General features: G+C 41.2%; 19 protein-coding genes and 1 pseudogene. 6 read left to right on the top strand and 14 right to left on the bottom strand.

The genetic code is table 11. The features are described 5' to 3' along the window. Positions 1-174 precede the first annotated feature (174 nt). Positions 175-1353, top strand: a complete 1179-nt coding sequence (locus ABT996_RS03035) for an AEC family transporter (RefSeq protein WP_035446979.1) — start codon at positions 175-177, stop codon at positions 1351-1353. Between the two features lie 124 nt (positions 1354-1477). Here ABT996_RS03035 and ABT996_RS03030 read toward each other — a convergent pair whose 3' ends face one another. From ABT996_RS03030 to ABT996_RS02995, 8 genes and pseudogenes are all read right to left on the bottom strand, one after another. Continuing rightward, on the bottom strand, positions 1478-2143 hold the full coding sequence (locus ABT996_RS03030; protein ID WP_010690128.1) for a hypothetical protein: 666 nt from the start codon (positions 2141-2143) through the stop codon (positions 1478-1480). Positions 2144-2345: 202 nt separating this feature from the next. Continuing rightward, a pseudogene (hemH, locus tag ABT996_RS03025) lies at positions 2346-3299 on the bottom strand (ferrochelatase). An 85-nt stretch (positions 3300-3384) separates the two neighbouring features. Then, complete coding sequence (locus ABT996_RS03020) at positions 3385-3660, bottom strand: hypothetical protein (protein WP_035446981.1); 276 nt, start codon at positions 3658-3660, stop codon at positions 3385-3387. Between the two features lie 754 nt (positions 3661-4414). Continuing rightward, entirely contained in the window at positions 4415-5131 is a 717-nt protein-coding gene (locus ABT996_RS03015) for an aspartate/glutamate racemase family protein (RefSeq protein ID WP_010690125.1), read from the bottom strand. Positions 5132-5137: 6 nt separating this feature from the next. Continuing rightward, positions 5138-6394 carry a carboxylate--amine ligase gene (locus tag ABT996_RS03010; RefSeq protein ID WP_010690124.1) on the bottom strand — a complete coding sequence of 419 codons (1257 nt, stop codon included), beginning with the start codon at positions 6392-6394 and terminating at the stop codon, positions 5138-5140. Then, complete coding sequence (locus ABT996_RS03005) at positions 6394-7941, bottom strand: UDP-N-acetylmuramoyl-L-alanyl-D-glutamate--2,6-diaminopimelate ligase (protein WP_052006312.1); 1548 nt, start codon at positions 7939-7941, stop codon at positions 6394-6396. The genes ABT996_RS03010 and ABT996_RS03005 overlap by 1 nt, the downstream gene beginning before the upstream one ends. A 320-nt stretch (positions 7942-8261) precedes the next feature. Then, positions 8262-9134: a homoserine kinase gene (gene thrB, locus ABT996_RS03000; RefSeq protein ID WP_035446983.1), complete on the bottom strand. Its 873-nt coding sequence runs from the start codon at positions 9132-9134 to the stop codon at positions 8262-8264. 3 nt (positions 9135-9137) lie between these two features. Continuing rightward, on the bottom strand, positions 9138-10421 hold the full coding sequence (locus ABT996_RS02995) for a homoserine dehydrogenase (protein WP_035446985.1): 1284 nt from the start codon (positions 10419-10421) through the stop codon (positions 9138-9140). Between the two features lie 171 nt (positions 10422-10592). On the opposite strand from ABT996_RS02995, the gene thrC reads away from it, so the two are divergent. From thrC to ABT996_RS02980, 3 genes are all read left to right on the top strand, one after another. After that, positions 10593-12086 (top strand): threonine synthase, encoded by a 1494-nt coding sequence (gene thrC / locus ABT996_RS02990; protein ID WP_035446987.1) that lies wholly within the window; start codon positions 10593-10595, stop codon positions 12084-12086. Positions 12087-12109: 23 nt separating this feature from the next. Then, a complete protein-coding gene (locus ABT996_RS02985; RefSeq protein WP_010690119.1) occupies positions 12110-13468 on the top strand; it encodes an aspartate kinase in 1359 nt (452 codons plus the stop codon). Between the two features lie 620 nt (positions 13469-14088). Beyond that, on the top strand, positions 14089-14940 hold the full coding sequence (locus ABT996_RS02980) for an Rgg/GadR/MutR family transcriptional regulator (RefSeq protein ID WP_005922574.1): 852 nt from the start codon (positions 14089-14091) through the stop codon (positions 14938-14940). Positions 14941-15541: 601 nt separating this feature from the next. On the opposite strand, the gene asnB is transcribed toward ABT996_RS02980, so the two are convergent. The 5 genes from asnB to pnuC all read right to left on the bottom strand — a co-directional run bounded on the left by asnB (position 15542) and on the right by pnuC (position 22973). Then, on the bottom strand, positions 15542-17419 hold the full coding sequence (gene asnB / locus ABT996_RS02975) for an asparagine synthase (glutamine-hydrolyzing) (protein ID WP_035446991.1): 1878 nt from the start codon (positions 17417-17419) through the stop codon (positions 15542-15544). 67 nt (positions 17420-17486) lie between these two features. Continuing rightward, the gene (gene dnaB / locus ABT996_RS02970; RefSeq protein WP_010690115.1) at positions 17487-18875 is read right to left on the bottom strand and encodes a replicative DNA helicase; all 1389 of its coding nucleotides are present in this window, start codon (positions 18873-18875) and stop codon (positions 17487-17489) included. Between the two features lie 594 nt (positions 18876-19469). After that, complete coding sequence (rplI, locus tag ABT996_RS02965; RefSeq protein ID WP_035446996.1) at positions 19470-19919, bottom strand: 50S ribosomal protein L9; 450 nt, start codon at positions 19917-19919, stop codon at positions 19470-19472. A gap of 27 nt (positions 19920-19946) precedes the next feature. Then, a complete protein-coding gene (locus ABT996_RS02960) occupies positions 19947-21962 on the bottom strand; it encodes a DHH family phosphoesterase (RefSeq protein ID WP_010690112.1) in 2016 nt (671 codons plus the stop codon). Between the two features lie 240 nt (positions 21963-22202). Further along, the gene (gene pnuC, locus ABT996_RS02955) at positions 22203-22973 is read right to left on the bottom strand and encodes a nicotinamide riboside transporter PnuC (RefSeq protein ID WP_035446998.1); all 771 of its coding nucleotides are present in this window, start codon (positions 22971-22973) and stop codon (positions 22203-22205) included. A gap of 278 nt (positions 22974-23251) precedes the next feature. On the opposite strand from pnuC, the gene ABT996_RS02950 reads away from it, so the two are divergent. Continuing rightward, the gene (locus tag ABT996_RS02950) at positions 23252-24235 is read left to right on the top strand and encodes a DUF1002 domain-containing protein (protein ID WP_035447000.1); all 984 of its coding nucleotides are present in this window, start codon (positions 23252-23254) and stop codon (positions 24233-24235) included. 76 nt (positions 24236-24311) lie between these two features. Here the strand turns inward: ABT996_RS02950 and ABT996_RS02945 are convergent, their stop codons facing one another. Then, positions 24312-24518 carry a hypothetical protein gene (locus tag ABT996_RS02945; RefSeq protein ID WP_010690109.1) on the bottom strand — a complete coding sequence of 69 codons (207 nt, stop codon included), beginning with the start codon at positions 24516-24518 and terminating at the stop codon, positions 24312-24314. Positions 24519-24882: 364 nt separating this feature from the next. Between ABT996_RS02945 and ABT996_RS02940 the strand changes: the two genes are divergently transcribed. Continuing rightward, positions 24883-25209 carry a hypothetical protein gene (locus ABT996_RS02940; protein ID WP_036687233.1) on the top strand — a complete coding sequence of 109 codons (327 nt, stop codon included), beginning with the start codon at positions 24883-24885 and terminating at the stop codon, positions 25207-25209. Positions 25210-25730 lie beyond the last annotated feature (521 nt).

Genomic DNA, 25730 nt, shown 5'->3' with positions numbered 1-25730 from the left:
TATATCAAAAAATAAAATATTTAGTTACTACTACTTATGGCGCTGATCTATAAAAATGTAAAATTACGCTTAAACATCAGCTAAAATCTTAAATTTTTGATTTATATTATGATGAGTGTTATAGTCAACTTGAATGTAACACCTATCAAATATAATTATAAGGAAGTTATGTAAATGATTAGCATTTTAGTAAATGATATATGTCCAATTTTAGTGATCATGTTACTCGGTTATCTTTGCGGAAAATTTTACTTTTTCGATAATGACCAACGGCAAGGGCTAAATAAATTAGTTCTTAATATCGCATTACCAGCCGCTTTATTCATTTCGATCGTTAAAGCTACAAGAAAAATGTTTGCGCAAGACATTATCTTAACGCTGATTTCTATTTTTGGTGTTGTAGGCTTATTTATGTTAAGTTACTATTTGGATAAGTTGTTCTTCCATAGAACTACCCCGCAAGCGGCGGTTTGTGCCTTGATCGCTGGTTCTCCCACAATTGGTTTCCTTGGTTTTGCTGTTTTAGACCCTATCTACGGGAATAACGCATCAACTAACCTTGTCATCGGGATCGTATCCATTGTTGTCAATGCGATCACTATTCCATTGGGGTTAGCTTTGATCAATAAGGGGCAAGCTATAGCTAAAAAGAAGGCTAAAGCAAATAATAATAAGGGAACTAACGTAGAAGTAGAAGATATAAAGAAGCAAGGGTCCACTAAAATCAAGCAAAAAGTCATGGTGACTATTCCCGATGGTGTTCCAGTTACTGATGCCGAAGCTAAGGCTCTAAAAGAAAAGGGATTAGAACGTGAGATCGACTTGGCTCGAGCAGAAATTGCTGACCATGCTGATGAACCTCATAAACCAATGGATCCAACTTTGAGATCTGTAATTGACGCTATTAAGCAACCAGTGGCTGCTGCTCCATTAATTGCGGTGCTTTGTGTTTTAATTGGGATCAGAATCCCAACTGCTTGGGCACCAACTTTTGACCTAATTGCTAAAGCTAATGCCGGGGTCGCTGTTTTAGCAGCCGGGCTCGCTTTATCGACAGTTAAGTTCTCAATTGATAAAGAAGTACTTTGGAATACCTTCTTTAGATTATTCCTAACTCCTGCAGTTATTGTGCTCGTCGCTTATCTTTGTGGTATGGGGTCAGATCCAACTAAGATCTCTATGCTTTGTTTGGCGACTGCTTTGCCACCGGCATTTTCCGGAATTATTATTTCTAGTCGCTACAACATTTACGTTAAAGAAGGTGCAAGTTCAGTTGCAGTTTCAACTGTCTTCTTTGCAGTAAGCTGTATTTTCTGGATCTGGTTATTACCAATTTTGGCACATCTGTTTTAATGAAATGAAAAAGGGGGCCCCCCCCTTTTTGACTACATATGTAAAGAGTAAATAGTTTTAGAAAAGCTCTGTGAGAATGGCTTAAGCTGTTTTCACAGAGCTTCTTTCTTATGCCTATTATTTTCTAGTAGTTTGACATACTGAAATAAGCACTCATTGCTGCATAATCTGCTTGCGTGATCCCTGCGATCGTCATAAAAGCTAATAATTGACCCAAGATCACCGTGAGATCATGCTTTTCGAGCTGTGATCCTGAAAGTTCTGTTCCAGTAGCTGTAACTAGTTCATAATAAGCGACATCCTTGTATGAAAAGATCCCCAAATTAAAGAAATCAAATCGTGCTAACATCACTTTTTCTGATGCTTGAAACTTATCCTCAAGCATCAAATATAATTCATCTCTTGTCTCCACAAAGATCGTTGGTCGCTTAAACAATGCATTGATCCCGGTAAATAACAGGCGTTCTGGTCGTTCTTCTGGAAGTTCTGCCAATTCTTTTTTTAGCTGTAGTAACTTAGTTTTAAATATCTGAACTAATTGCTCATTTGCCGTCTTATCGGTATTTGCGGTAACATAGAGCCCCTCTAACTTAGTCACTGGATAGCTCATACAACTAGTGATATCACGTTTGCCAGTCCATAGTCGCTTATCGTAAAAAAGATTATTATATTCGGGATAACGCGTTTGAGCCAAGCGTAAAGTCTTACCCAAATTCCCGATCAAATTGACAGCCATCCCATTAATATTTTGTTCTGTCAAAAAGGCTACGACAAAATCTTTGACCTTCATTATAGATCCCCCTCACTTTTCAAATTTATCATAGCACATTTTAAAGCTAAGCGAAATATATTTTTAGGATAACCTAAACAAAGGGTATGTTCTAAGTCGCTATTTGGCCTTCGAATTAACATAGTAGTTACCGCTGGCTGGGTTAGACAGTAGATAAAAAGAAGGCACAATGACGCAAAATACGCCTCATTGTGTCTTCTTTTTATCTGTAATTAGTTACCTCACATAAGTCATGTAAGATCTCAATAAATTCGGGATCATCGTTCAAACAAGGTACGACATCAAAAATCTTTCCTCCTGCTCTTTTAAAGATCTCTCGATTCTAGATCCCCAACTCATACTTCGTCTCCAAACAATCAGATATAAATGACGGTGAGATCACTAGTAGATTCTTACACCCCTGGCTAGGTAAACGATCGACGGTCGCATCAGTTGCCGGTTCTAACCACTTAGCCGGTCCGAATTTTGATTGATATGTATGTAAGATCTCGATGTTTGGTAATAATGCTTGTAGTTTGGCAGTCGTTTCTTCGCATTGCCTTTGATAAGGATCTCCCTTTTTGACGTAACTGACTGGAATACCGTGATATGAGATGATCAATTTATCATATGGTTTCTTTACCCACTGAGTTTTGATCTTAGTAGCAACTAATTTCAAATAAGTCTCATTTTCGTAAAACGAAGTGATAAATTTAATATTTGGGATATAAGTACGCTTATGATAAAAATGCATCACATCATCACTGACCGAGCCCACCGTTGTTGTCGAATATTGCGGATAAAGCGCAACGATGCACAGATCAGTTATTTTTTCTATTTCAAATTCTGCTAAAACCTGAGCAATATCAGGCTCGCTATAACTAAAAGCATATTTGACTACTGTATCAGGTACTAGAGCCTGTAATAATTCACATTGCCGCTTAGTATAATAGGCCAACGGTGAACCGTATTCTTTTGACCAGATCTTTTGATACATCTGAGCAGAAAATTTAGGTCGCCGGGGTAAGATCATCAATTCCAAAATCGGTTTCCAGATCATATCTGGAGTATCGATCACACGCTTATCTCCTAAAAAGCATCTTAAATAAGGTCGTAAGTGCTTAACATTCGGACTTTTAGGTGTTCCAAGATTGATCAATAATATTCCTTTTTTCATCAATTTGCCTCTAAACTTTTAAATTTATTACATACCTTAAAATACCATATCTATCTATGCTGGGCAATTATCGCGCTTTTTTTAATCATTCTAATCCTTCTAAATGTTTTTGGTATAGAACTTTTGCGATCGAGCAGGGTAAGATCCGTTGCTCGACTAAAAAATCCAAATACGCCTTAAAATCACTATCTCCCGTTGTTTTTTGAACTAGAGCATGTTTTAACTTTTGCATCCGCTTTTTAAGCATAAAATACGATTCCCCTGTCTCAGCAGATAATTTTGACAGCTTAAAATTTGCCTGTGCTAACTGATGTAAAAAAGTAACATCTTCTTGATCTAGTGCTTCATACCATTTCTTCACATTTCTCTCCCCTTTGTTTAAACTCTACTGTTATCATACCGCCGAGTTCAATTGTGAGCAATACTAAAGTAATCATTACAATGTTTTTTAAAATAACGTCCATAAAAAATCCGATTATATCAACTATTTTCCCCGAAAATTATTTTACCTTACTTAGTAAATGTTTAAGTGAATTTTAAATTTTGATAAGTCAGATAAATTTTATTATCGGCTTAAAATAAAGCTAGGCTTATATATGCATATTTTGGTAGAAAATCAATAGTTTTTCGCAAAATACTGAGGTATATACTTATCTACGTTGAGAGAACCTCAACTATCCATAATGAAAGAGGTGATGAATCGGTGCTGTTAGCTTTTAGTGGTTGCGCCCACCCCAGCTTATAGCTCGATCTATTGACATTGTGGTAAGTAGTCTTAACATCCTGCTTAACTTTTTAGGCTGCCCCTGTCCACGTGTCACATAGTTTCATCGATCTCACTCTCTAACTAATAATTGCCAAAAAGTCGTTAAACAAGACTATCCCCTTGTTTAACGACTTTTTGATCTGTTCACTTTTTCAGTATTTTGACTAACTCACGCGCTTTGCGGAAGGAAACTTTACACTCGACAGTCTCTTTAGCATCAAAAAAAGCTATCTCACACTCTTTTGAAACGTGTTCGTCAAAGCAACGCCTAGCAGATAACAAAAAAATCACCATGATGCCAAAAACGCATCAAGGTGATTTTCCCGTTATCCGTACGGCGCTAATCGCTTTATCTCACACTCTTTTGTGTTTTATCAGCCCACTCGATCGTACGGTCGACCAAAGTAGATTGGCTATCCACGATCGGTAAGTCAGTGATCGGTTCGCGCTCTTGGGCAAGTGATAATTCAGTACAGCCCAAGATCACAACATCACAGCCCGTTTCTTGGATCATTTGGGCTACTAGGTCATGGAATAGCTTACCATCAACCACGTCTTGTTCCTTGATATCATCATAGATCAATTCGTCAGTCATCTTTTGAACGGCTGGACTTGGCTTAGCTAAGTCATAGCCAGCAGCTAAGATCTCTTTATCGTAGATCTGATCACGGATCGTACCTTGCGTTGCAACTAAGCCGACTTTTTTAGCTTCCGGATAGCGCTTTTTGATCTCAGCGACCGTTTCTTTAGGCATGTGTAAGATCGGCACATCGACAGCTTTAGCAAGCTCATCATAAAAATAATGCGCCGTATTACATGGTAGAGTGAAAAAGTCTGGTCCCAGCGTCGCATATTGCTTAAAATCTTCGATCAATTCTGGTAGCGGGTTAGGCTTGGTATTATCCAAAATATACGCCGTTCGATCTGGCACTGTCGCATGATTGACCAAGGTGTAGTTGTAATAATCTTGGTCTTGGTGCGCCTTAGTGCGTAAATTCAACTGGTGGATATAACTTTCGGTCGCCATCGTTCCCATACCACCGATAATTGTAAAAAAGTTTTTCATCGTATCTTATCCTTTATTTTCTGCAAAATAACGGGCAAAATTCTTTACATAATTGTGGTTCATCCACTTGATCAATAACCACCGCTTAGGATTCATATCTTCAGAATATTCATATGTTGTTCCATAACGGTTTTCTTTGATCAACTCTAAAGCACGTTCCTTTGCTTCATTTTCACGGGCATATTTTTTGAAAGTCTTCACTGGAACACCCAACCATAAAGCAGCGTGGTCGTTATGTTCATTGCAGTAAAGCGTTTCTGCGTCCTTAAGATCACCCGTCACGTAATCACGTACGACCCACTGTGCCAAGTTATAACCATTCAAGGTCACAAAGAAGCTACTGCGGCCTTGGCGCAAGTTGATCTCAAAGAGCTTGTATTTGCCGTCACGCACATCGTATTTCATATCAAAGTTAGCATAACCGGTAAACTTGATCTCTTCTAAGAATTTTTGGATCGTATCATAGATCTCTTGGTTGTATTCTGGCATGATCGCTACATAGTTACCGATCGCAGATGGAGCTGGATCTTCCAATAATGGATGACCTAAACACATCATCTTGACCTTGTGATCTTGGTCAACGTAGGCATTTAAGACCCGCATGTTACTATCATCACCTGGGATGAAATCTTGTAAGATAAAATCACCCGTATAGCCATTAGTGTAGGATAAGTCAACGATCCGGTCAAATTCTTCGCGCGATTGGATCCGGAAAGCCTTCTTACGTCCTTCGAATTTAACATCTAACCAAGCAATACTATTAGCCGGTTTTAAAGCTACCGGATAGTCAAATGGTTGCTCGATCTTCTCACCGCTGTCGTGCATTTCCTTGGTTATAATTTGAGTCTTAGGATAAGGGAGGTCATATTTTTCACAGACCTTATAGAAGTTTTCCTTGTTGTTCAACTGATGCAACATATCAACATCGATATATGGACAAACAAAGACATCCTCTAATTCCTTTTTGTGGCGCACGATGAGCTCTGCATACCCATCGCCACACCCGATCAAGATGACCGGTTCTGCATGGTCACGATAGCGTTCTTTGATCTTTAACATCTCTTCGATCCAGACTGGATCTTCAGCAAAACCATCGATCAATTCGAGATCCACGATCTTTGTAAAGCGTGTTGGAGCTAATTCTCGTTGCGCAAATGCTTTGACCGGCTTATGGAATATTTCATAAAATGAACGCGCCATGCCGTACACATTAAAATCGCTCCCCAAAAGGATCGGGGTAAAATCTGCTGTTTCAATTGCCATTACTCTAGTTCCTCCAAAATCTCTTGTGCCAATTCAACGTCGGTCGGATATAAAATCTCTTCACCTTTAACTTTTAGATACTTATCTTCACCGCGGCCCGCTAAAACAACAACATCTTCAGCTGTGCTAGCTTCGATCGCCAAACGGGTCGCTTTTTTACGATCAAGTTCAAAAATGACTTCAACACGCTCATGATCGATATGCGCATCGATCTCTTGGGCGATCTGCATTGGATCTTCAAATCCAGGATCATCAGTCGTCAAGTAAGCAATATCAGCTTCTTCGCTCAGTGCTTTCCCAAAGCCCTCGCGCCGTGAGACCCCTTTATCACCGGTACTTCCGACCACGACTCTGATCTTTCCGGCATGTGTCTGTTGCCGTAAAAATTTGAGCAATGCACTCAGACTTGCATAATTATGGGCATAATCAATGTAGACCGTTCCGTGTTCTTTGGACGTTAACATTTCCATCCGACCGGGAACTTTAACGAGTGGTAAAGCTTCTTGTGCGACTGCTTTACGTGCCCCGGCTAAAGCTGAAGCGATGATCGCACTCGCCGCATTACCTTCATTGTAATCACCCGCTAAAGCGATCGTATAAGTGCCATCGATCGCCAAGGCCTGTGCTTTTTTAGTCTTAGCGCTCAATTTAAATTCACTTTGTTTAAGATCTTCAAAATCATTAGCGATCTCAAAATCGACCGGCACATCAAAACTCAGCTGCGCATCTTTGCGGGCATAAAGATAGATATTTTCGGTCCCTACGCTCGCCTTAGCTGTTTGATAAACATCCAACAAATGTGCTGTTTCAGCATTGATCACACAAGTCTTAGAGTTCAAAAGTAGTTGTTCTTTGCAGAACAGGTAATCTTCAAAAGTCGGATGTTCATTTTTACCGATATGATCAGGTGAAATATTCAAAAATAGCCCGATATCATATTTCAGGCCATAGACACGACTCTTCTTATAAGCTTGTGAGGAGACTTCCATGACTAAATGATTCATCCCGTTATTGATCGCTTGACGCATATCGTGGAATAGATCCAAGGACTCGGGTGTGGTCAAGTTGGATTTAAAACGTTGGTCTGGTTCAGGTCCTAAGATCCGGTCGATCGTGGAAAATAACGCGGTCCGATCGCCAGTCGCTGTTTCTAAGATCCCACGGGCAAAGTAAGACGAGGTCGTTTTGCCCTTTGTCCCCGTATAAGCGATGATGAACAATTCATTTTGGGGATAATCGTAAAAAGCAGCACCCAACAAGGCCATTGCTTTTTGAACATCGGAAACGATGATCGCGGTCATCCCATCGCCTTCTGGGTAATACTGTTCCGCCACATAGCCTGTTGCCCCGGCTTTTTTGGCACTAGCTAAATACTCAGGTCTAAAATTACCCTTGCAGATAAATAGCGTTTGGGCTCCAGCTTTACGGGAATCGTATGTAATTTCGGTAAACATTTCTGCTTTTGGTGCGATCACAAGTGATTGCAATAATTGGTGTTCTTGTAATAATTTCTTTATCTCTGGTACAGCTAGCACGCCTGACTGCATCTCCTCATACTCATTTTTATATCTTATTGATTATCTCATGTTTTCAAAAAAAAATACAATGCGAAGCCAAAGCACTACTATAATTTAGTTTGATACATCCATCTAAAATTCATGCTAGTCTTCCAAGTGTTATTTTATCCTATCTTTAAAGTAAATTAAAGCTAAGTTTATTATTTACAAGTATAAAGGAGGAAATTTCATGAACGATCCATTCGATCCCAGTTTCGGTAAAGTTTCTCATATCCCAATAATCGACTGCATAGATAAAAACAGACCTAAAACTACTCTTCCTAGTTTTAGGTCTGTTTTAACAAGGTTATTTAAATTTCTTCACTACGGGCGCCTTTTTGATCGACTGCTAATTGGGTAAATTCACCGGTCAAGCCGTGTTCTCTGGCAGCCTTGATGAATGAAGCCATCTTTTCAGGTGCGATCAGCGTCATTACAGTCGGGCCAGCCCCACTCAAATACGTACCCTTAGCCCCTACTTTATGGCCTAATTCACGTAAAATTTTTAAATGCGGGACTAATTTTTCACGGTACGGCTCATGATAGCCGTCTTGTTCGATCAATTCAGCCACCAGCTCTAGATCGTCAGTCAATAAGGCTGCCACTAAAGCATTGCCCACACTTCCCGCGCGGACTGCAGTCGCATATTCCAATCGTTCGGGTAAGACGCTGCGACTGACCTTAGTCTCTAATTCAAAATCAGGAATATACGCTAACAGCCCGATCTCAGGAAAGGTAGCCTTGATCGTTTGTGGGCGCTCATTTACTATCAGTGAGATCGTCAGTCCCCCGAATAACGCTGGAGCCACGTTGTCGGGATGACCTTCGAGCTTAGTAGCTACCTCAAGTAATTCTTGGTCCGAAAACTGTTTAGCCGATAAAACTTGGGCTAATTTCAACCCCGCCACGATCGCCGCCGAACTACTGCCAAGGCCACGCGCCAAGGGGATCTCAGAGTTCATTTTTATTCTGTGCGGTGTGAGATCTTTATCTAAGGTCAAAGCTGATTTAATGACTAAATTGGTTTCATCATGTGAAACTTCCGGGCCAAGGTCATGTTCGATCTGCCAGTTAGGCATTTTTTCCAACACCTCTAATGTCAAATAACGATCAACGGCTAGCCCTAGGGAATCAAAGCCGGGGCCCAAATTAGCACTGCTAGCGGGTACAATGATCTTTTGCATACATTACCCCTCCAATACTTTATACGCAGCCAGTAACTGCATCTCGGGCATTTCTTTTAACTCTGCCTTGATCGCATTCAGTTGCGCCTCGGTCATCGTATGTGTTACAAGCGAGATCCGCGCCGTACCTTGGCTTTCACCAGTCTGTTTGATCACATTGAAGCTAGCCTTTTGTTTGGCCATGATCTCAGTTAATTTCAACATCTGTCCCGGTTTGTCGGGAAGTACCAAAGAAAGATAGTATGGATAGATCACATCACTTGCTGGGGCCAAAGCAACGTTTTTGACATAGCCGTTAAAGCGACTACCAGTAGTCTCTAAGACGATATCTTTGGTGACCGCGATGATGTCGCTCAAAACACTGTTAGCGGTCGGCAATTCACCAGCACCTGGACCATAAAACATCGTCTCGCCGACAGCCTTACCGGTCACTAAAACGGCATTATTTTCATTTTGGATCGCTGCCAACGGACGTGAACTAGGGACGAGCACTGGTCCGACTGAAACGTCCAATTTATCATCGATGAGCTTAGCGATCCCTAACAATTTGATCGTATAGCCTAGTTGGGCCGCCTCATTGATATCGGCCAGCTGCACACCATCGATCCCCTCGAGCTTCACATCATCGACGGTGATATCTTTCCCAAAGGCAAACTGCGTCAAAATGATCATCTTATAAGCAGCATCCTTACCTTTGACATCATTAGTTGGATCAGCTTCTGCAAAACCTTTTTCCTGCGCAAGTTTTAAAGCTTGGGCATATGAGAGTCCATTTTGTGTCATCTGGGTCAAAATAAAATTCGTCGTCCCATTGACGATCCCTAAGACCGACTCTACTTGATCGGCCGCAAATGAATTGACGATCGTACGCAAGATCGGGATCCCCCCAGCAACGCTAGCTTCATAAAAGAGATCACAGTGATTTTGTTTGGCAAGCTCGGATAACTCAGGACCATGTTGGGCGATCAGATCTTTGTTAGCCGTCACCACATGTTTTTTGGCATTGAGTAGTTGCTTGATATAACTCCGCGCAGTCTCGACTGTCCCCATCACTTCGACGACGATCTTGATATCATCATCGGTCACTAACTTGGTAAAATCATCGGTCAATTCGATCCCCGTCAGATCCACGTTGCGCTTAGCGGTCACATCACGCACGACCACCGTTTTGACATTTAATTTGCAACCCGTGATGTCTGTGATCTTTTGTGCATTATCCTGTAAGATCTTCACGACCCCGCTACCTACTGTTCCTAAGCCTAAGATCCCAATATCGATCGTCTTCATGCGCGCATTCCTCCGTGTCTAAAAAAGTCATATTTTCTTAATATTAACATATTCAAATTCCACTCAAAATATTTTAAACACCTAATTTAATTTAACTAATAAATTTTACTTGTTATTTTAACTTTACTTTGGTAGTATGAACTCAAATTTACTCGAAAGGAATGTGAGCTTATGGCAATTTCATACCGTAGCACGCGTGACCACCATGCTACTCCCTTTTCAGCCTCACAAGCTGTCTTACAAGGCCTGAGTCCCGATGGCGGTCTCTTTGTCCCAGATCATTTACCCCAACTAAACTTGGAATTAATGGATCTACCAAAATTAACTTATCAAGAATTGGCTTTAAAAATTTTACAACCATTCTTTAGTGATTATACTGCTACCGAATTACAAGAATGTATTGCCAAAGCTTATGGGGATAACTTTACCTCACCCCAGATCACGCCCGTCAAATTCACCGATGAGCTCGCTTATTTGGAATTATTCCACGGTCCAACGATCGCTTTTAAAGATCTTGCATTGCAATTATTGCCTCATTTACTGCAATTAGCAGCCCAAAAAAATCAAACAGCGCTAAAAACAGTGATCTTAACTGCGACTTCAGGTGACACTGGTAAAGCTGCCATGGCGGGATTTGCCGACGTTAAAGATACCCAGATCATCGTTTTTTATCCTAAAGACGGGGTCAGCGAAGTCCAAGAAAAGCAAATGCGCTCCCAGACCGGCGCTAATACCCATGTCGTGGCGATCACGGGAAACTTCGATGATGCTCAGACCAAGGTCAAAGAGATCTTCGATGATCCTAATATGATACTTGCGCTACGTCAGCAGGGCTATCAATTCTCCTCAGCTAACTCGATCAATATCGGGCGTCTCTTCCCACAAATGGTCTATTACTTCTACGCTTATGGCCAAATGCTCAAAGCCGGTAAGATCACCGCAGGGCAAGCGGTCAACTTCAGTGTACCAACGGGGAATTTTGGCGATATTTTAGCTGGGTGGTACGCTAAAAAACTCGGGCTACCGATCAAAAAATTGCTCTGTGCTTCAAATGAAAACAATGTCTTAACTGACTTTTTTGCCAGCGGGATCTATGACCGCAAACGTCCATTCCACGTGACGACTTCGCCTTCGATGGACATTTTAGTCTCCAGCAACTTAGAGCGCTTATTATTCTATACGTTAGACCAAGATGCAGCTAAAACGGCGCAATTGATGAACCAACTCAGTACTCGTGGCGTTTATACGCTTGACGCTGAGTTGATCGCTAAATTACAAGCTGAATTCTTTGCTGATTTCGCCACGATCGACCAGACAGCGACCGAGATCAAACGCGTTTTTGAAAAAGAAGCTTATCCGCTCGATCCTCATACTGCAGTCGGTTCGTTTGTCGCCCGCCAATACCAGTTAAAGACAGACGACCTCACTCCGATGATCGTCGTTTCTACTGCTAGCCCGTATAAATTCCCAGAAGCTGTCTTAGATGCTTTAGACAAGCGCCAAGAAGCCACTGGATTAGCGGCCTTGGAACAGTTACAGCAAGTGATCGCCCAGCCTTATCCGCAAACGATCGCGGAACTCTTTACTGCGCCACTCTTACATGATCTGACTTGTGATCCTAAAGATATGAAAAAATTAGTGTTCAAACTCGTTGAGCAAAATTAGATAAGATATAGAGGTTTTTTGTTATGAAAGTTGTTAAATTTGGTGGAAGTTCTTTAGCTAACGGAGAACAGTTCAAAAAAGTTATCGCCATCGTGACCGCTCAACCAGAGCGCCAAGCCGTGATCACCTCGGCTCCGGGCAAACGTTTTAGCGATGATATCAAAGTGACCGACCTTTTGATCACTTATGCGGAACGATTTTTAAATTATCTAGATACAACAGAAGTCCAAGCAAAGATCTTTGACCGCTACCAAGAGATCGCCCAAACTTTTGAGTTACCAGCTGAGGGACTTACTTGGCTCAAAAAAGAATTACAACAGCTCCAAGAGCGGACTTATCCCAGTGCCGAATATCTTTTAGCAGCTTTTAAAGCACATGGGGAATATTTCAATGCCCGCCTGTTGACCTTGATCTTAAATCATCTAGGGATCAAAGCTCGTTTCATCGATCCCCGTGTAGTTGGCTTATTAGTCAGCTCTGATCCTAACGACGCCACAGTCTTACCCGTGACTTATGAGAACTTAGCTCGTTTAGACTATGCGGATGAGAAATTGATATTTCCCGGGTTTTTTGGGGTAACAAAAGAAGGTGAGATCGCGACTTTCTCACGTGGTGGCTCAGACATCACCGGGGCGATCGTGGCCCGCGGGTTAAACGCTGAACTCTACGAAAACTTTACCGATGTGGATGCGATCTACGCGGCTAATCCTAAATTAGTCCATGATCCATACGCGGTCACCAAAATGACTTACCGTGAGATGCGCGAACTCTCATATGCTGGTTTTTCGGTCTTTCACGATGAAGCGATCGTCCCTGCGATCGAAGGACGGGTCAAGATCAACGTTAAAAATACTAACCATCCAGAGCGTCCCGGCACAATGATCATTCCGTATCAAGAATTTACTCCGATCACCCCGATCACTGGGATCTCAAGTGCTAAACATTTTTCCGCACTGTACTTGCACAAATTCCTGTTGAACAAAGAAGTCGGGTTCACTCTAAAGATCTTAAACATCCTTTACAAGTACGGGATCTCCTATGAACACATGCCTTCTGGGATCGATGATCTGACCATCATCTTTGATAACAGTCAGTTGACTGAAGCTAAAAAAGAAGCCGTATCCCGTGATATTCGTGCGGTGATCCAACCCGATGAATTGCGCTGGATCGATGACTATGCCTTGATCATGGTCGTTGGCGAAGGGATGATCAATCGTATCGGGATCATGAAAGATGTGATCCTAGCTATCTCAGATCACAATATCAACATCCACATGATCAACCAGGGGTCATCTGAAGTTTCGATCATGCTCGGGACTAAGAGCGCTGATGCTGATAAAGCTGTCAAATACATTTATGAAGCTTTTTTTGAACAAAAATAACTGTCAATAATAAGAGCCTTACCACGATGTCACACATCAGGGTAAGGCTCTTTTATTTATCGCATTTGCTTACACTCTACACGCACAATATAGCTTAAGATCTGGGTGGGATCTTAAGCTATATTGTGCGTATCAGATCAAAACTCATATACTAAGTCTCAAACCTAAATAATGAATCAAAGTCTGATCCATCAAAAATCAGCAATATATTATACAGGAGCTATATTGGGTGGATGCGTTTCTGTAATAAAGTGTCTCTTTTATGGATTTTGTGTTTCTCTCTTACAGATATATATTAGCTGATCTATAGCTATATTCTAATCTATCTTTAGTTTTTTGACCTGTTTTTGTGCTAAAAAGGTACTTTTGTGTCAGATTAGACACTTTTCTTGTAAACGTTCTCCTTAGAAAGTACTATATATAAAAAGATAAAACTAATACTACTATGGAAAGCAAACTCCCCCATAACTGAGCTACAAACCATCTTAGAAAGGTAAAATGTGGAAGATGGGCTTACTTTTCCCGTAGTTATTGCACAAAATTATGAAAGGAAAGCTATATTTCTTTCTAAATTATGCAACTTGCATAATTCCATATTCGCTATATAGCGCTTTAAAGCAATGGAATATCACAAAGTTATTTCAGAGCTTAGAACCAACAAGAACATCAAGGTCTCTGACCTGATCGGCGATAATATGTCGCGTTCAAGCTACAACCGTTTTATTTCTGGAAAGACCGATATCTATAGCCAACACTTACTCGCTTTACTCGATCAGCTCCATGTTTCATTTTCCAAGCTAGAATATATTGCTAACGGCTATAATACTTCTAAAGAAGATACGTTCTTTCTCAAAGTCATCCTGGCTGCGCGAGCAAAGGATCATGAGGGGCTGATCCTTTGTTATCGCCAAGCGCAATCACTCGCCCAGCCAAAGCACAATGATTTTTACACCCATGTTTTAGGTGCCTTAGATCTAGTGATCCGTCAACTTAAGTCACAACCATATAACTTAAGTGACAATGCTTTATACACATATTTGATCCAAGCTTTTTCTTGGACCGACTATGAGTTTAAGTTCTTCCAATTGATCTTACCCGCACTTTCCCCCGCAGAACTCGAACCATTTTTGGCCAAGATCGAACGTAATCTAGCTAAATTTGGCAGTGCTACACCGTATAATCAGAAAAGTTTCAATTTGATCTGTGATATTATTTTTTATTTTATTCAGCACCAAAATTACGTCAATGCTTCACATTATCTCACGTTACTCGAAAATTATGACCTGACTGAAAATCTGGTCTACGAAAAGTTGTTACTCACATTTTTTACCAATCTCAAGAAATTATTACTCCATCAACCAGCCAATACTTGGCGCCGTCCATTAACTAAATGCATTGCGACCGCTAAATTTCTCGATATGCCTAATTTGGCTGAAAAATTTGAACAGACCATTTTACAGATAACTAACTAAAAGCAGGTAGCCTCCCGTAGCAAGGAAGGCTACCTGCTTATTTGATCTACCACATAAATAGTGGACCAAAAACCATAAAGATCTCTGATCCACCACTTATCTTATAGTGCACTAAAAACAAACATAGCCTGAGTTCGGACGATCTACTGGATGGGTGTACTGCCCGACCTAGGACCAGCAACGTCACCATTTCTTGTAAGCTACTCAACAAATGTCTCAGTCAAATGCTCATTCATCTCCCTAAGATATTCCCTAATTAGCAATATAGTACTTGCTAACATCTTGATTATAGTCGCTAAAACTTTATTTATCTGCTTTTTCTTCAAAAAAGATACAGGTGTATCATTTTTGAGACACTATCTGCTACTTATTTTGCTTCACTGCCCTTTCCGTAGCCTTACGCATCCAAATCCTTCATTTTTACCCTTAATCATAGTTTTTCATGCTACTTCAAACAATATTTTTGTTTGAACGTGCATTTTACACTTATAAATTCTCGTTTATTCCACTGCCCAGTATCCCTAATACTGCCAATAGCATCAAACTCCCTGCATTTTTGTATATACACAAAAACCCCCAGTCATTCAACTGGGGGAAAAGATTATTTTGTGATCTTTACCTTGCTTACAGTATCCGCTGTCGTGTCTTCTGGGAAGTACACTTGATACCATAAGATGAAGGTGTAGATAGTGAAGATCTTTTGCATTGAAGACTTACCGTTGATATGTTCTTGTAAGATCTCAAGTAAGGCCTCTGGTTCGAAGAATTTCTTAGCTACATCAGAAGTAAAGGCTTCTTCGATCCGCTTTCTGAACTTGTCTTCTTTGATCCAGCTAGCAATTGGGGATGGGAAGCCAAGTTTTTCCTTGTTTGCCACATCTTTTGGTAATTCAGCTGCAGCTGCCGTCCGCAATGAGACCTTGGTTTCATCGCCACGGATACGTGTCTTGATCGGCATTGTAGCCGCAAAGGCAGCCACTTCTTTATCAACTAATGGTGTCCGCACTTCAAGTGAGTTACACATACTCATCCGGTCAGCCTTATGCAAGATATCAAATGGTAACCAAGTGTTGATATCAAAGTATTGCATTTGCGTCATTTCATCTTTATCTTTAACGTCATCAAAAATATGCTTGGTGTAAGCACCGGAATCAACGTTTAAGTCCTTGTTCTTCAAGATCTTGTCTCGATCATGATAGTTAAAGACATAGTTTACCCGGTAGTAGCGTTCGCTCAATGGTTGTGCCCCACGGACCAAGAAACGTTGGCCATGGAAACGAGGTAAGTTGATCACCATCTTAGCAAGTGCGCTCCGCAAACCAGCTGGAACATATTTTTGATATTTTTCAAATGGACGAGCTTCTAAGTAAGTGTTGTAACCACCGAAGAATTCGTCAGCCCCTTCACCAGAAAGCGCAACTTTAACTTGTTTTCTAGTTCCCTTGGAAAGGTAGTAAAGTTGCATTGCTGATGGGTTAGAAAGTGGTTCGTCCATGTAGTACATGATCGTTGGTAAGATGTCGAAGTAATCATCGCCATCCATCGTGATCTGCGTATTTTCTTGACCGATCTTTTTAGCAAAGCGAGAAGACCAATCTAATTCACTATATTTGGAGTTGTTGAACCCAAGTGAAAATGACTTGATCGGTTTTAACTTAGCAGCTTCGTTCAAAACATAACTTGAATCGACACCACTGGATAAGAAACTACCAACTTCAACGTCTGCGACCATGTGAGCCTTGACTGAGTTGTCGACTAAGCCTTGGATCTTCTTAGCATCGCCTTCGATCGTTTGATTTTCATCAATGTGATCGTAGTTGAATTTGTAGTATTGATGGATCTCTGTTTTGCCATCTTTATGGATAAAGTAATGACCTGGCAAAAGCTTGTAGACATTTTTGAACATTGTTTCCTTAGAAGGGATAAATTCAAAACTCAAATGAATTGGTAAAAGTTTTTCATTAAATTCCTTCACAAATTTTGGATGATCTAAGAAAGCTTTGATCTCAGATGCCCACAAGAAACTTTGGCCATCATCATAGTAATACATTGGCTTGATACCAAAGTGGTCACGTGCCCCAAAGACTTCTTTAGTCTTGCGGTCATAGATCACAAAAGCATACATTCCACGTAGTTTATCTAATAATTTAGGACCCCAAGCATCATAACCATGGATCAAAACTTCTGAGTCAACATCTGTTCTAAATTCGTACCCTAAAGCTTTCAACTCTTCACGAATTTCGCGATAGTTGTAAATTTCACCATTGAAGGTCAAGACTTTAGTTTCATCACTGTTATACATTGGTTGCTTACCATGAGCCAAGTCGATGATCGAAAGGCGACGGAATCCCATTGCAGCCCCTTCGTCTGCAAAATATGCTTCATCGTCTGGACCACGGTGACGGATACGATCCGCCATTTTTTCAATTGTGTTATCTGGAATATCAGTTTGGTTTACATACCCAACAAAACCACACATAATGTTTGTTCTCCTTTTACTCTGTTTACTGCCTTAGATTACCCTTTATTACGCCAATTGTCAAAACTTACTGCGGTTCTGGCGTATAGGCAATATTGGCAAACTTATTATATGATTTGATAAATAAAAGCTTAACCGTTCCACGCGCACCAGCACGGTTCTTTTCGATGATCAGTTCAACTTCACCGACATCTTGATTTTCCGGTTGGCCATCGTTGTCTGTATCATCGTCATCCCCGTCAGCTCGCTCATAGTAGTCATCCCGGTAAAGGAACGCTACGATATCAGCATCTTGCTCGATCGATCCAGATTCACGGATATCGGACAACACCGGCCGTTTATCTTGGCGCTGTTCGACCCCACGTGAGAGCTGGGATAAGGCGATGATCGGAACTGAGAGCTCTTTTGATAATTTCTTTAATTGACGCGAGATCTCAGAAACTTCTTGTTGACGACTTTCTTTGTTAGAGCCTTCGATCAACTGTAGGTAATCGATCACGATCAGACCGAGATCGCCTTTTTCCTTAGCTAACCGCCGACTCTTGGCACGGATCTCAGACATCTTGATCCCTGGCGTGTCGTCGATATAAATACTCGTTTTTGAAAGGGCCCCGACTGCCACGATCAGATTAGCCCATTCTTGCTCATCTAATTGCCCGGTGCGCAAGTGATTAGCACTGATCGACCCTTCTGCACATAACATCCGGTTAACTAGCGATTCCGCACTCATTTCTAAAGAGAACAATGCGATCGTCTTATCAGTCGAAGTCCCGATATTTTGCGCGATATTCAAGGCAAAGGCCGTCTTACCCACGGCCGGGCGGGCAGCCAAGATGATCAAGTTATCTGGCTGTAGCCCAGCTGTCATATGGTCAAAATCTTTATAGCCCGTTGCAAGCCCGGTGATATCTTCATCTTGTTGCGACAATTTATCGATCTCATCTAAGGAATCAGTCAAAACTTTACTGATCTCTTTAAAGCCACTTTGAGTGCGATTTTCCGCCACTTCCATGATCTGCCGTTCTGCCGATTCTAAGATATCGGCAACGGGCTCATCTTGTTCTTTGGCTTGGGTGATGATATTGGTTGCCGCTGCGATCACCCGGCGGAGGACAGCTTTTTCTGCCACCAATTTGGCGTAATATCCCACATTGGCTGCTGTCGGCACGGATGAAGCCAATTCAGCAATGTAGGCGACCCCACCGACATCATCGAGTTGGTTGTTCATCTCAAGGCGGTTATTGACCGTTAAAACATCAATTGCTTCTCCATCGTCGTTTAAATCGATCATTGCTTGGAACAACAATTGATGGGCACGCCGGTAAAAATCTTTAGCTTCCACAAATTCCATCGCATCAGCTAAAGCATCAGGACTCAAGAAGACAGCCCCTAAAACAGCTTGTTCTGCTTCAATATTTTGCGGTGGTAAGCTGTCATTTAAAAGTTCATTATCCAACCAGCTTCATCCTTTCTGTAATTTAAGTGTACAACTTGAAATTATAACATAAAAAATAGGCTGGTCGAATCTATTGTTACCTATATATCACTGACCCCCAAAATTTAAAAAATATTACCTTGTTTTATATCACGATCAATTCTACACTAAAGAAAATACGCAAACGATATCCGACAGCTTATATCATGCCCGATCAAGGAATGTTTGAGCCACCATTTGACAGTAGATGGACTATTATCCAGTTTGAAGATTGCTATCTACTAGTAGCACGTGGTCGACTTCCATATAGCCCTAAACAATATTTCATTTTACCTAGTGTTATTCGCTACTTGGTAACTATCCTACCTAAATCACTTGCACTGAGTAAATTAGAAAATCCGACTATGCAACTTGCTGCCAAAGAACTTATGGTCCCTGATCTTCGTCGAACCCAGTTTTTTCAAATGGCAAAATGCCGCTTAACTTTATTGTAAATAAGCTTAGATAGTCCACAAAAAACCAACAGTTCAACTATGCTTTTTATATCCTCACCCTCCCTACCACCTACACAAATAGCCCGCCAGATCTACTCTAGCGGGCTATTATTAAGCTATTTTATTGTTCTGAGATGTGCACGCGGATCTTAGCAGAAACCTCATTGTGCAACTTAACAGGGACATTGGCGTATCCCCTCGCACGGATCGGTGCTGCTAATTCCATCTTGCGCTTGTCGATCTTTAAGCCGTGTTGTTTTTCCATAGCTTGGGCGATATGCTTGGATGTGATCGAGCCAAATAAACGACCATCTGTCCCAGCTTTTGCCTTGATCTCAACGACATAATTGCCAGATTCTAATTTTTCTTTGAGGACCTTTGCTTCGGCTAATTCTTCAGCCTCTTTTTTGGCTTCGGCTCTCTTTTGACCACGTAATTGGCTCATCGCTGCTGCATCAGCTTGCTTAGCCTTATTGCTCTTGATCAAGAAGTTTGCGTATCCATCTGGAATTTCCTTAACTTCACCGCGTTTGCCTTTACCGCGCACGTCTTGTGTAAAAATGATTCTCATAAAAAAATCCTCCCATACGTAGTTCTTCTACTCTTTATTTTCCTGCTCTTGTTTAAGAATTGCAAGCAGTTGTTCTTTGACCGCACCCACAGTCGTATCAGCGATCTGGGTCGCAGCATTGGATAAGTGACCGCCACCACCCATTTCTTCCATGATCACCTGCACGTTCTTAGTCCCATTGCTTCGCGCTGAAACGCCGATCTTGCCTGAAGCCCGCTTAGTGATCACAAAAGAGGCTTCCACTCCACTGACATTTAACAGTGAGTCAGCAACTTGAGCGGCGATGACTGGATCATAGACTCGATCTTCTTCACCACAGCAGATTGCGTCTCCCTCAGTAAACTCAGTCCGTTCGACCAAATGATTGCGTTGCATGTAGCTATTGACGCTTTCTTTCATGAAATGCCGCGCCATCACCAGATCAGCTCCAACCGAGCGCAAATAGCTCGCTGCATCAAAAGTTCGCGTTCCTGTCCGCAAAGCAAATGATTGTGTATCAATGATGATCCCTGTCAGCATTGCCGTGGCTTCCAATTTATTGATCGGTTCACTGTCTTTTGATTGATACTCAAAGAGCTCAGTGATCAACTCACACGTCGAACTGGCATACGGTTCGATGTAGACCAAGATCGGGTTATCGGGAAATTCTTCGCCCCGGCGATGATGGTCGATCACCATGACACGATTTTTGAGCTTATCGTAGAGCGGTCGTGCGATCGACATTGATGGTTTCGAGTGGTCAGCCATGATCAAAAGGCTATCCTTAGTAGCTTTTTCCAAGGCCATTTCCGGGGTTATAATTGACCCCTTGATATTTGGATATTGTTCCAACTCCTCTAACAAACGCTCAATGTCTGAGTGGAGATCTTCTTGATCTAAGACGATCCAACACTGCTTGCCATTCATCGCTGCGATCCGACGCACCCCTAGGCAGGCACCCAGAGAGTCCATATCTGGATGGCGATGGCCCATCACAAAGATCTGGTCGGCTTGATTCATCAATTCGGTCAACGCTTGTGAGATCATCCGTGCCCGAACTCGGGTGCGTTTTTCCATCGGGTTGGTCTTGCCCCCGTAGAAACGGGCTTGGCCATCGACCGCTTTGACGACGACCTGATCGCCCCCACGTCCCAAGGCAAGATCTAAGTTATTTTGTGAGAGCTTTGCCAGTTGGGTCAGATCAGAACCACCGTATGCGATCCCTACACTAAGCGTTACTGGCGAATTTTGCTTGGACGTCCACTTGCGCACTTCATCTAGGATCTTGAATTTTTCTTCTTCTAATACTTTGAGCGTCTTAGCATACGTCAAGATAAAGAAGTGATCTTCATCAACACGTTTGAGGTAGATCCCAAATTCGCGCGCCCAATCTGATAAAGCATTCGTCACGAAATTTCCCAGGTTAGAAATATCTTTATCGTTCATCGCACTGGTAACTTCATCGTAATTATCCAAGAAGATCTGTCCGATCACTAACCGCGTATCTTCGTATTCTTGTCGGATCTCGGCATAATGCGTCACATCCATCAGGTACAGCGCATCAATGTCTTTTTGGACCATCAGACTAAAGGCTCGTCCATGCAATTTGACTTCGATATCTTTGTCTTTATTGTCTTGTTTAGCCTCGAGTTGCTCATAGAGCTGATGATCGACCTCTTTTAACGGCTTACCCAGCACCTCTTGATTATCAAAATAGCGTTGCATATAAGGGTTGATCCATTCGATATGACCCTCTTTGTCGTAAAATAAGATCCCGATCGGCATTTTGATCAACGCATCCTGTTCACCGCGTTTGATCCGATAAGACAGATCAGAAATGTATTCAGTTGTATCTTCAGTAATTTGTTTTAAAGTAATATAGGCAACTACGGTCACAATAAGTGTAAAGACCATGCTGATATATCCTAGAATAATATTGGTTCTAAAGGCCAGGATCACACAAATGACCGCTACAAACGCCAACATCCAAGCTAACACACGCAAATGTCTGTCATACATGAATTCAGGCAGTTGCCAAAAATCTTTGTTAAAAAATTTTTTCACTGGTTTATCCCCGCATTCCTTTCCCAATTCTTAACCTAATTTTATACTTCTGCTATTTATTCTATCACAAACGAGTTTGACTCTCAGTAAGTATGACTATAATAGCTTGAAAAATCAAGTTGCTTTGCCCAAAATAAAAAGCCACGGGCTGACCCGTAGCTTAGTGTTATGAGTTAAGTTATTCACTTAGTTTAAGTATACGCCCGCGACTATTTATTGTCAGCCATTCAAAACTAAATTTTAAGCTTTCTTTGAGACTTCCCCTCTAAACCAGCTGTTCTTGCTGAAAAAGGCATACATATCATTTAAGAAAAAGACACTGTAACTAAAGATCAAGGCAAAATTCCCATCACCTTGCAACATCGTTTGGACCCATAAAGCGATCGTAAAGACTGATGCCAGTGTGAAAACATAGTATTGTTCACGTTTACGATTCAATTCCAATAATGCCCCCGTGATCGCCATCGCTAAGTTCAAGCTATCCAAAAAGACCCGGGGATCATTCGTAAAGCTAAAGATCGTATAGGTGCATAACCAAGCAACTACAAAAAATAAGCCATATTTGATCCATTCAAGCCCACTTTCTAGTTTTTCCGCTTGGATATCATCGTTCCATTTTGGATCTAAAATGCAAAAAATATCTAAAAAGATCAAATAACCGATCTGTTCCCAAGCGGTCGCATAATTTTTTGCCATAAAACCTGTTGCTGCGATACAAATAGCTGAGATCGCACCACACCAGCCTTGGATCCCGGATAAGTTCGAGATCCCGATCACACATGCCACGGACAGATTGCCCCCAACAAAGGCTAACAGTGACTGGACTGGCGTTTGGCTAAAAGAATCGACCAACGAGATAACTTGGAGCACAAAGTTGAACGCCAATAAGAAGTAACTAAAATACCCCCAACCTTTACATTGATTCAACAACCATTTGAAATATCCCTTCCGAAATACATTCTTGGAATATTCTGGCAAATGGGTCAATACATCTTGATAACGTTCAAACATCTAAAAACTTCCTTCCGATAGACAATAATTTCTTGCATTTAAAAATTGCAATGTAACTATTATAGCCATGCATTCTGACTAAATTCAACCGAAAAAACACAATATATTGTAATTCTAATTTTATTAAATCTATATATTGTGTGTAATTTGATTTTCAAACGTTGATTTTCCTAAGTTTTTCTTACGATATTTATATCTTTTTCTTAAAAGACAAGAATTGATTTCTGGTGGTAAAATTAAAATGTAGCTAGATATAAAATTAATGAGGTGTTTTAGAGATGAAATTAAAAAAATTAGCAACTGCATTCTTGGCAGGGCTGACCTTTTTAGGGGTAACTTTGACCAGTGCTCCCAAGGCTTTAGCCGCAAGTAGCAGTAATACGCATACGTTAAATTCCGCTTATGTCGTCTATGGAGCCGGCACGAGCCAAGAAGCACGCCAAAATTTAGCTAAAGTATTTGAAACTGATTCTTCGTTCAAGACTTTGACCGCTACCGCCGCTGATTACAACAAATATATCGCTAATGGCTCTAGCAATACGACTGACGCTGCAATGATCAGCTCAGTTGCGATCGCACCCGGAGATCCTGGTTCTGGGGTCAAGGTCAACATCAAAGACTACAATGGTTCTAACAATATCACCCAAGTAACTTCCCAACAATACGCAATGGTCGCTCAAATGGCGGGGGTAACAGATGTCAGCATCGTTGTGACCGCTAATCGTCCTGTTTCAGGTGAATCAGCCTTGACTGGGGTCTACAAGGCCTTAGCCGAAGATGGCGTTTCATTGAACACAGAAAACACAGCGACAGCCAATGAGATGCTTTCAGCGACCCAACCGGCGATCGACGCTAACAAAGATGACAAGACCTATCCTGGGAAACTGATGGCAGCTATTGGTGATGTTTCCAAGCAATTGGCCCAACAAAAACAAGACAACCAAGAACTAGCTACAAAACAAGACATTGAAGATATGTTAAATAAGGCTTTGGCTGACCGTGGCATTCAAAACCAAACGACCTCAGAGCAAGTAACACAGATCTCAGGCGCTTTGGTAAACTTCCAAAATTCACCGATCAGCTCAAGCAAGACATATATCAATAACGTGACGAACACGATCAATAACGTTAAAGATTCGACGGGTAATTTGATGAATAAGGCTAAAGACTGGGCTAACAGTGCTCAAGCTAAAGAAGCCGTTGAACAAGCAAAAGGCTGGTTTGCCCGCTTCATCGAATGGATCAAGAGTCTGTTTAATTAATAAGACCATACGGGAGAGCCCCCCAGCAGATACATTTGCTGGGGGGCTCTTTGCAACTAGGAACTCATATCGCAACCTATGCACCCTGTAATACGCCTAAAGCCGAAAAGATCCCAAGAGCGCACAATAAACCACCACTGATGATCCCTAACCACAAACGGCCACCAGAAAGCATATTTTTGCGATCTGCCACGACTAATTTGTGATAGTAGCGATATGTAGCATAAAGTTCAAACACTCCTAGAACAAAAATTATTGCACTTAAAACCAATCCTTTGACCATTTTTTCACCCTCGTTGCTATTTTATTCCATAATACCACATTTCTTCTATAAAGAGTGCTTGTCTCACCTGGGCGATATCACATATTATTATGGTGGGGCTAGTGTGCAGAAGATGACATTTATAAATTATGCTAGTTAATTCATAGAAATGAGGTCTAAGATGAAAAAAATCGTTTTTACCGATTTAGCTACTAATTTGTATGCCGCTCCATTTTTCACTACACTTGAATTTAATGGGCGGACATTTTACGGAACCAATCGCTAACTGCCACTTGCAATTTTATTTCGTAAAAATTCACTTGCTTTTGCGAAAACACAGTTTGAAGCAACACATCTCAAGCTCTTCGATGACCGCGACAATTTAATGCTTACCCTATTACCCGACCAGATCACCCAGGCTTGTCTGGGAATGTATTTGGCTAAGATCACGCTCCGACCGTTACCCAAACTGACTGAGCGTTTTATCTTTTCACTGATACTCGAGTTAGCTGACGACCGCCAGATCCAACTGTTAAATGGCGAGACTCAGGCGATCCCACAAGTGATATCTTGGCTTACCGACCAAAATATCAAAATCAATGATCCAATGCACCTAGCTTCTAAACTTGATGCGTCGACCACGATCGACTTTAGAAACTTTACCGTACTTTCAAACGGAACTGAATTTGCTAGGACTCTCGAGCTAAGCTAATTGAGCTATCGTCATCACTGAGCATGTGAGAACGCGGGATCTACTACAATGTTTTTACATCGTGGTAGATCCCGTGTTTTGTATTCGCGAACATAAAAAAACTCCGTGATCGGGGAAAATCACGGAGAAAAAGGTTATGTTATTGGGGAAATACTATCCTAAAGTAAATCTAAGATAGTTATCACTTACTACATAAAAAGGGGAGAAGATTGATTCATCATCAATCTACATATCTATAATACACCTAAATGACCCAAAATGGCTAACTTTTTTATTGATTTTTTCTTAAGAATTTAAATTATATTTTTTTCATAATAGATAACGTTCGGTTATTACATTTGAGTTTTCCACAACTTTATCCACACATAGGTCTATACCTTCATAAACAAAAGATTTACCACTAGAATCTTTAAAATCATTTTTCACTCTTTAACTTATAAATCGTATAATACCCAATAAAAAAATATAATAGTTCGTCTTTAAAAACGAAATTTTTAAAAACTTTTTTCAAAAAAATCGCC

It is taken from the genome of Ligilactobacillus sp. RTP31139st1_D10_RTP31139_211217, assembly GCF_040226755.1.
Classification (GTDB): domain Bacteria; phylum Bacillota; class Bacilli; order Lactobacillales; family Lactobacillaceae; genus Ligilactobacillus; species Ligilactobacillus animalis.
The sequence above is the reverse complement of the archived record's forward strand: the minus strand, read 5'-3'. Positions and strand labels throughout refer to the sequence as shown.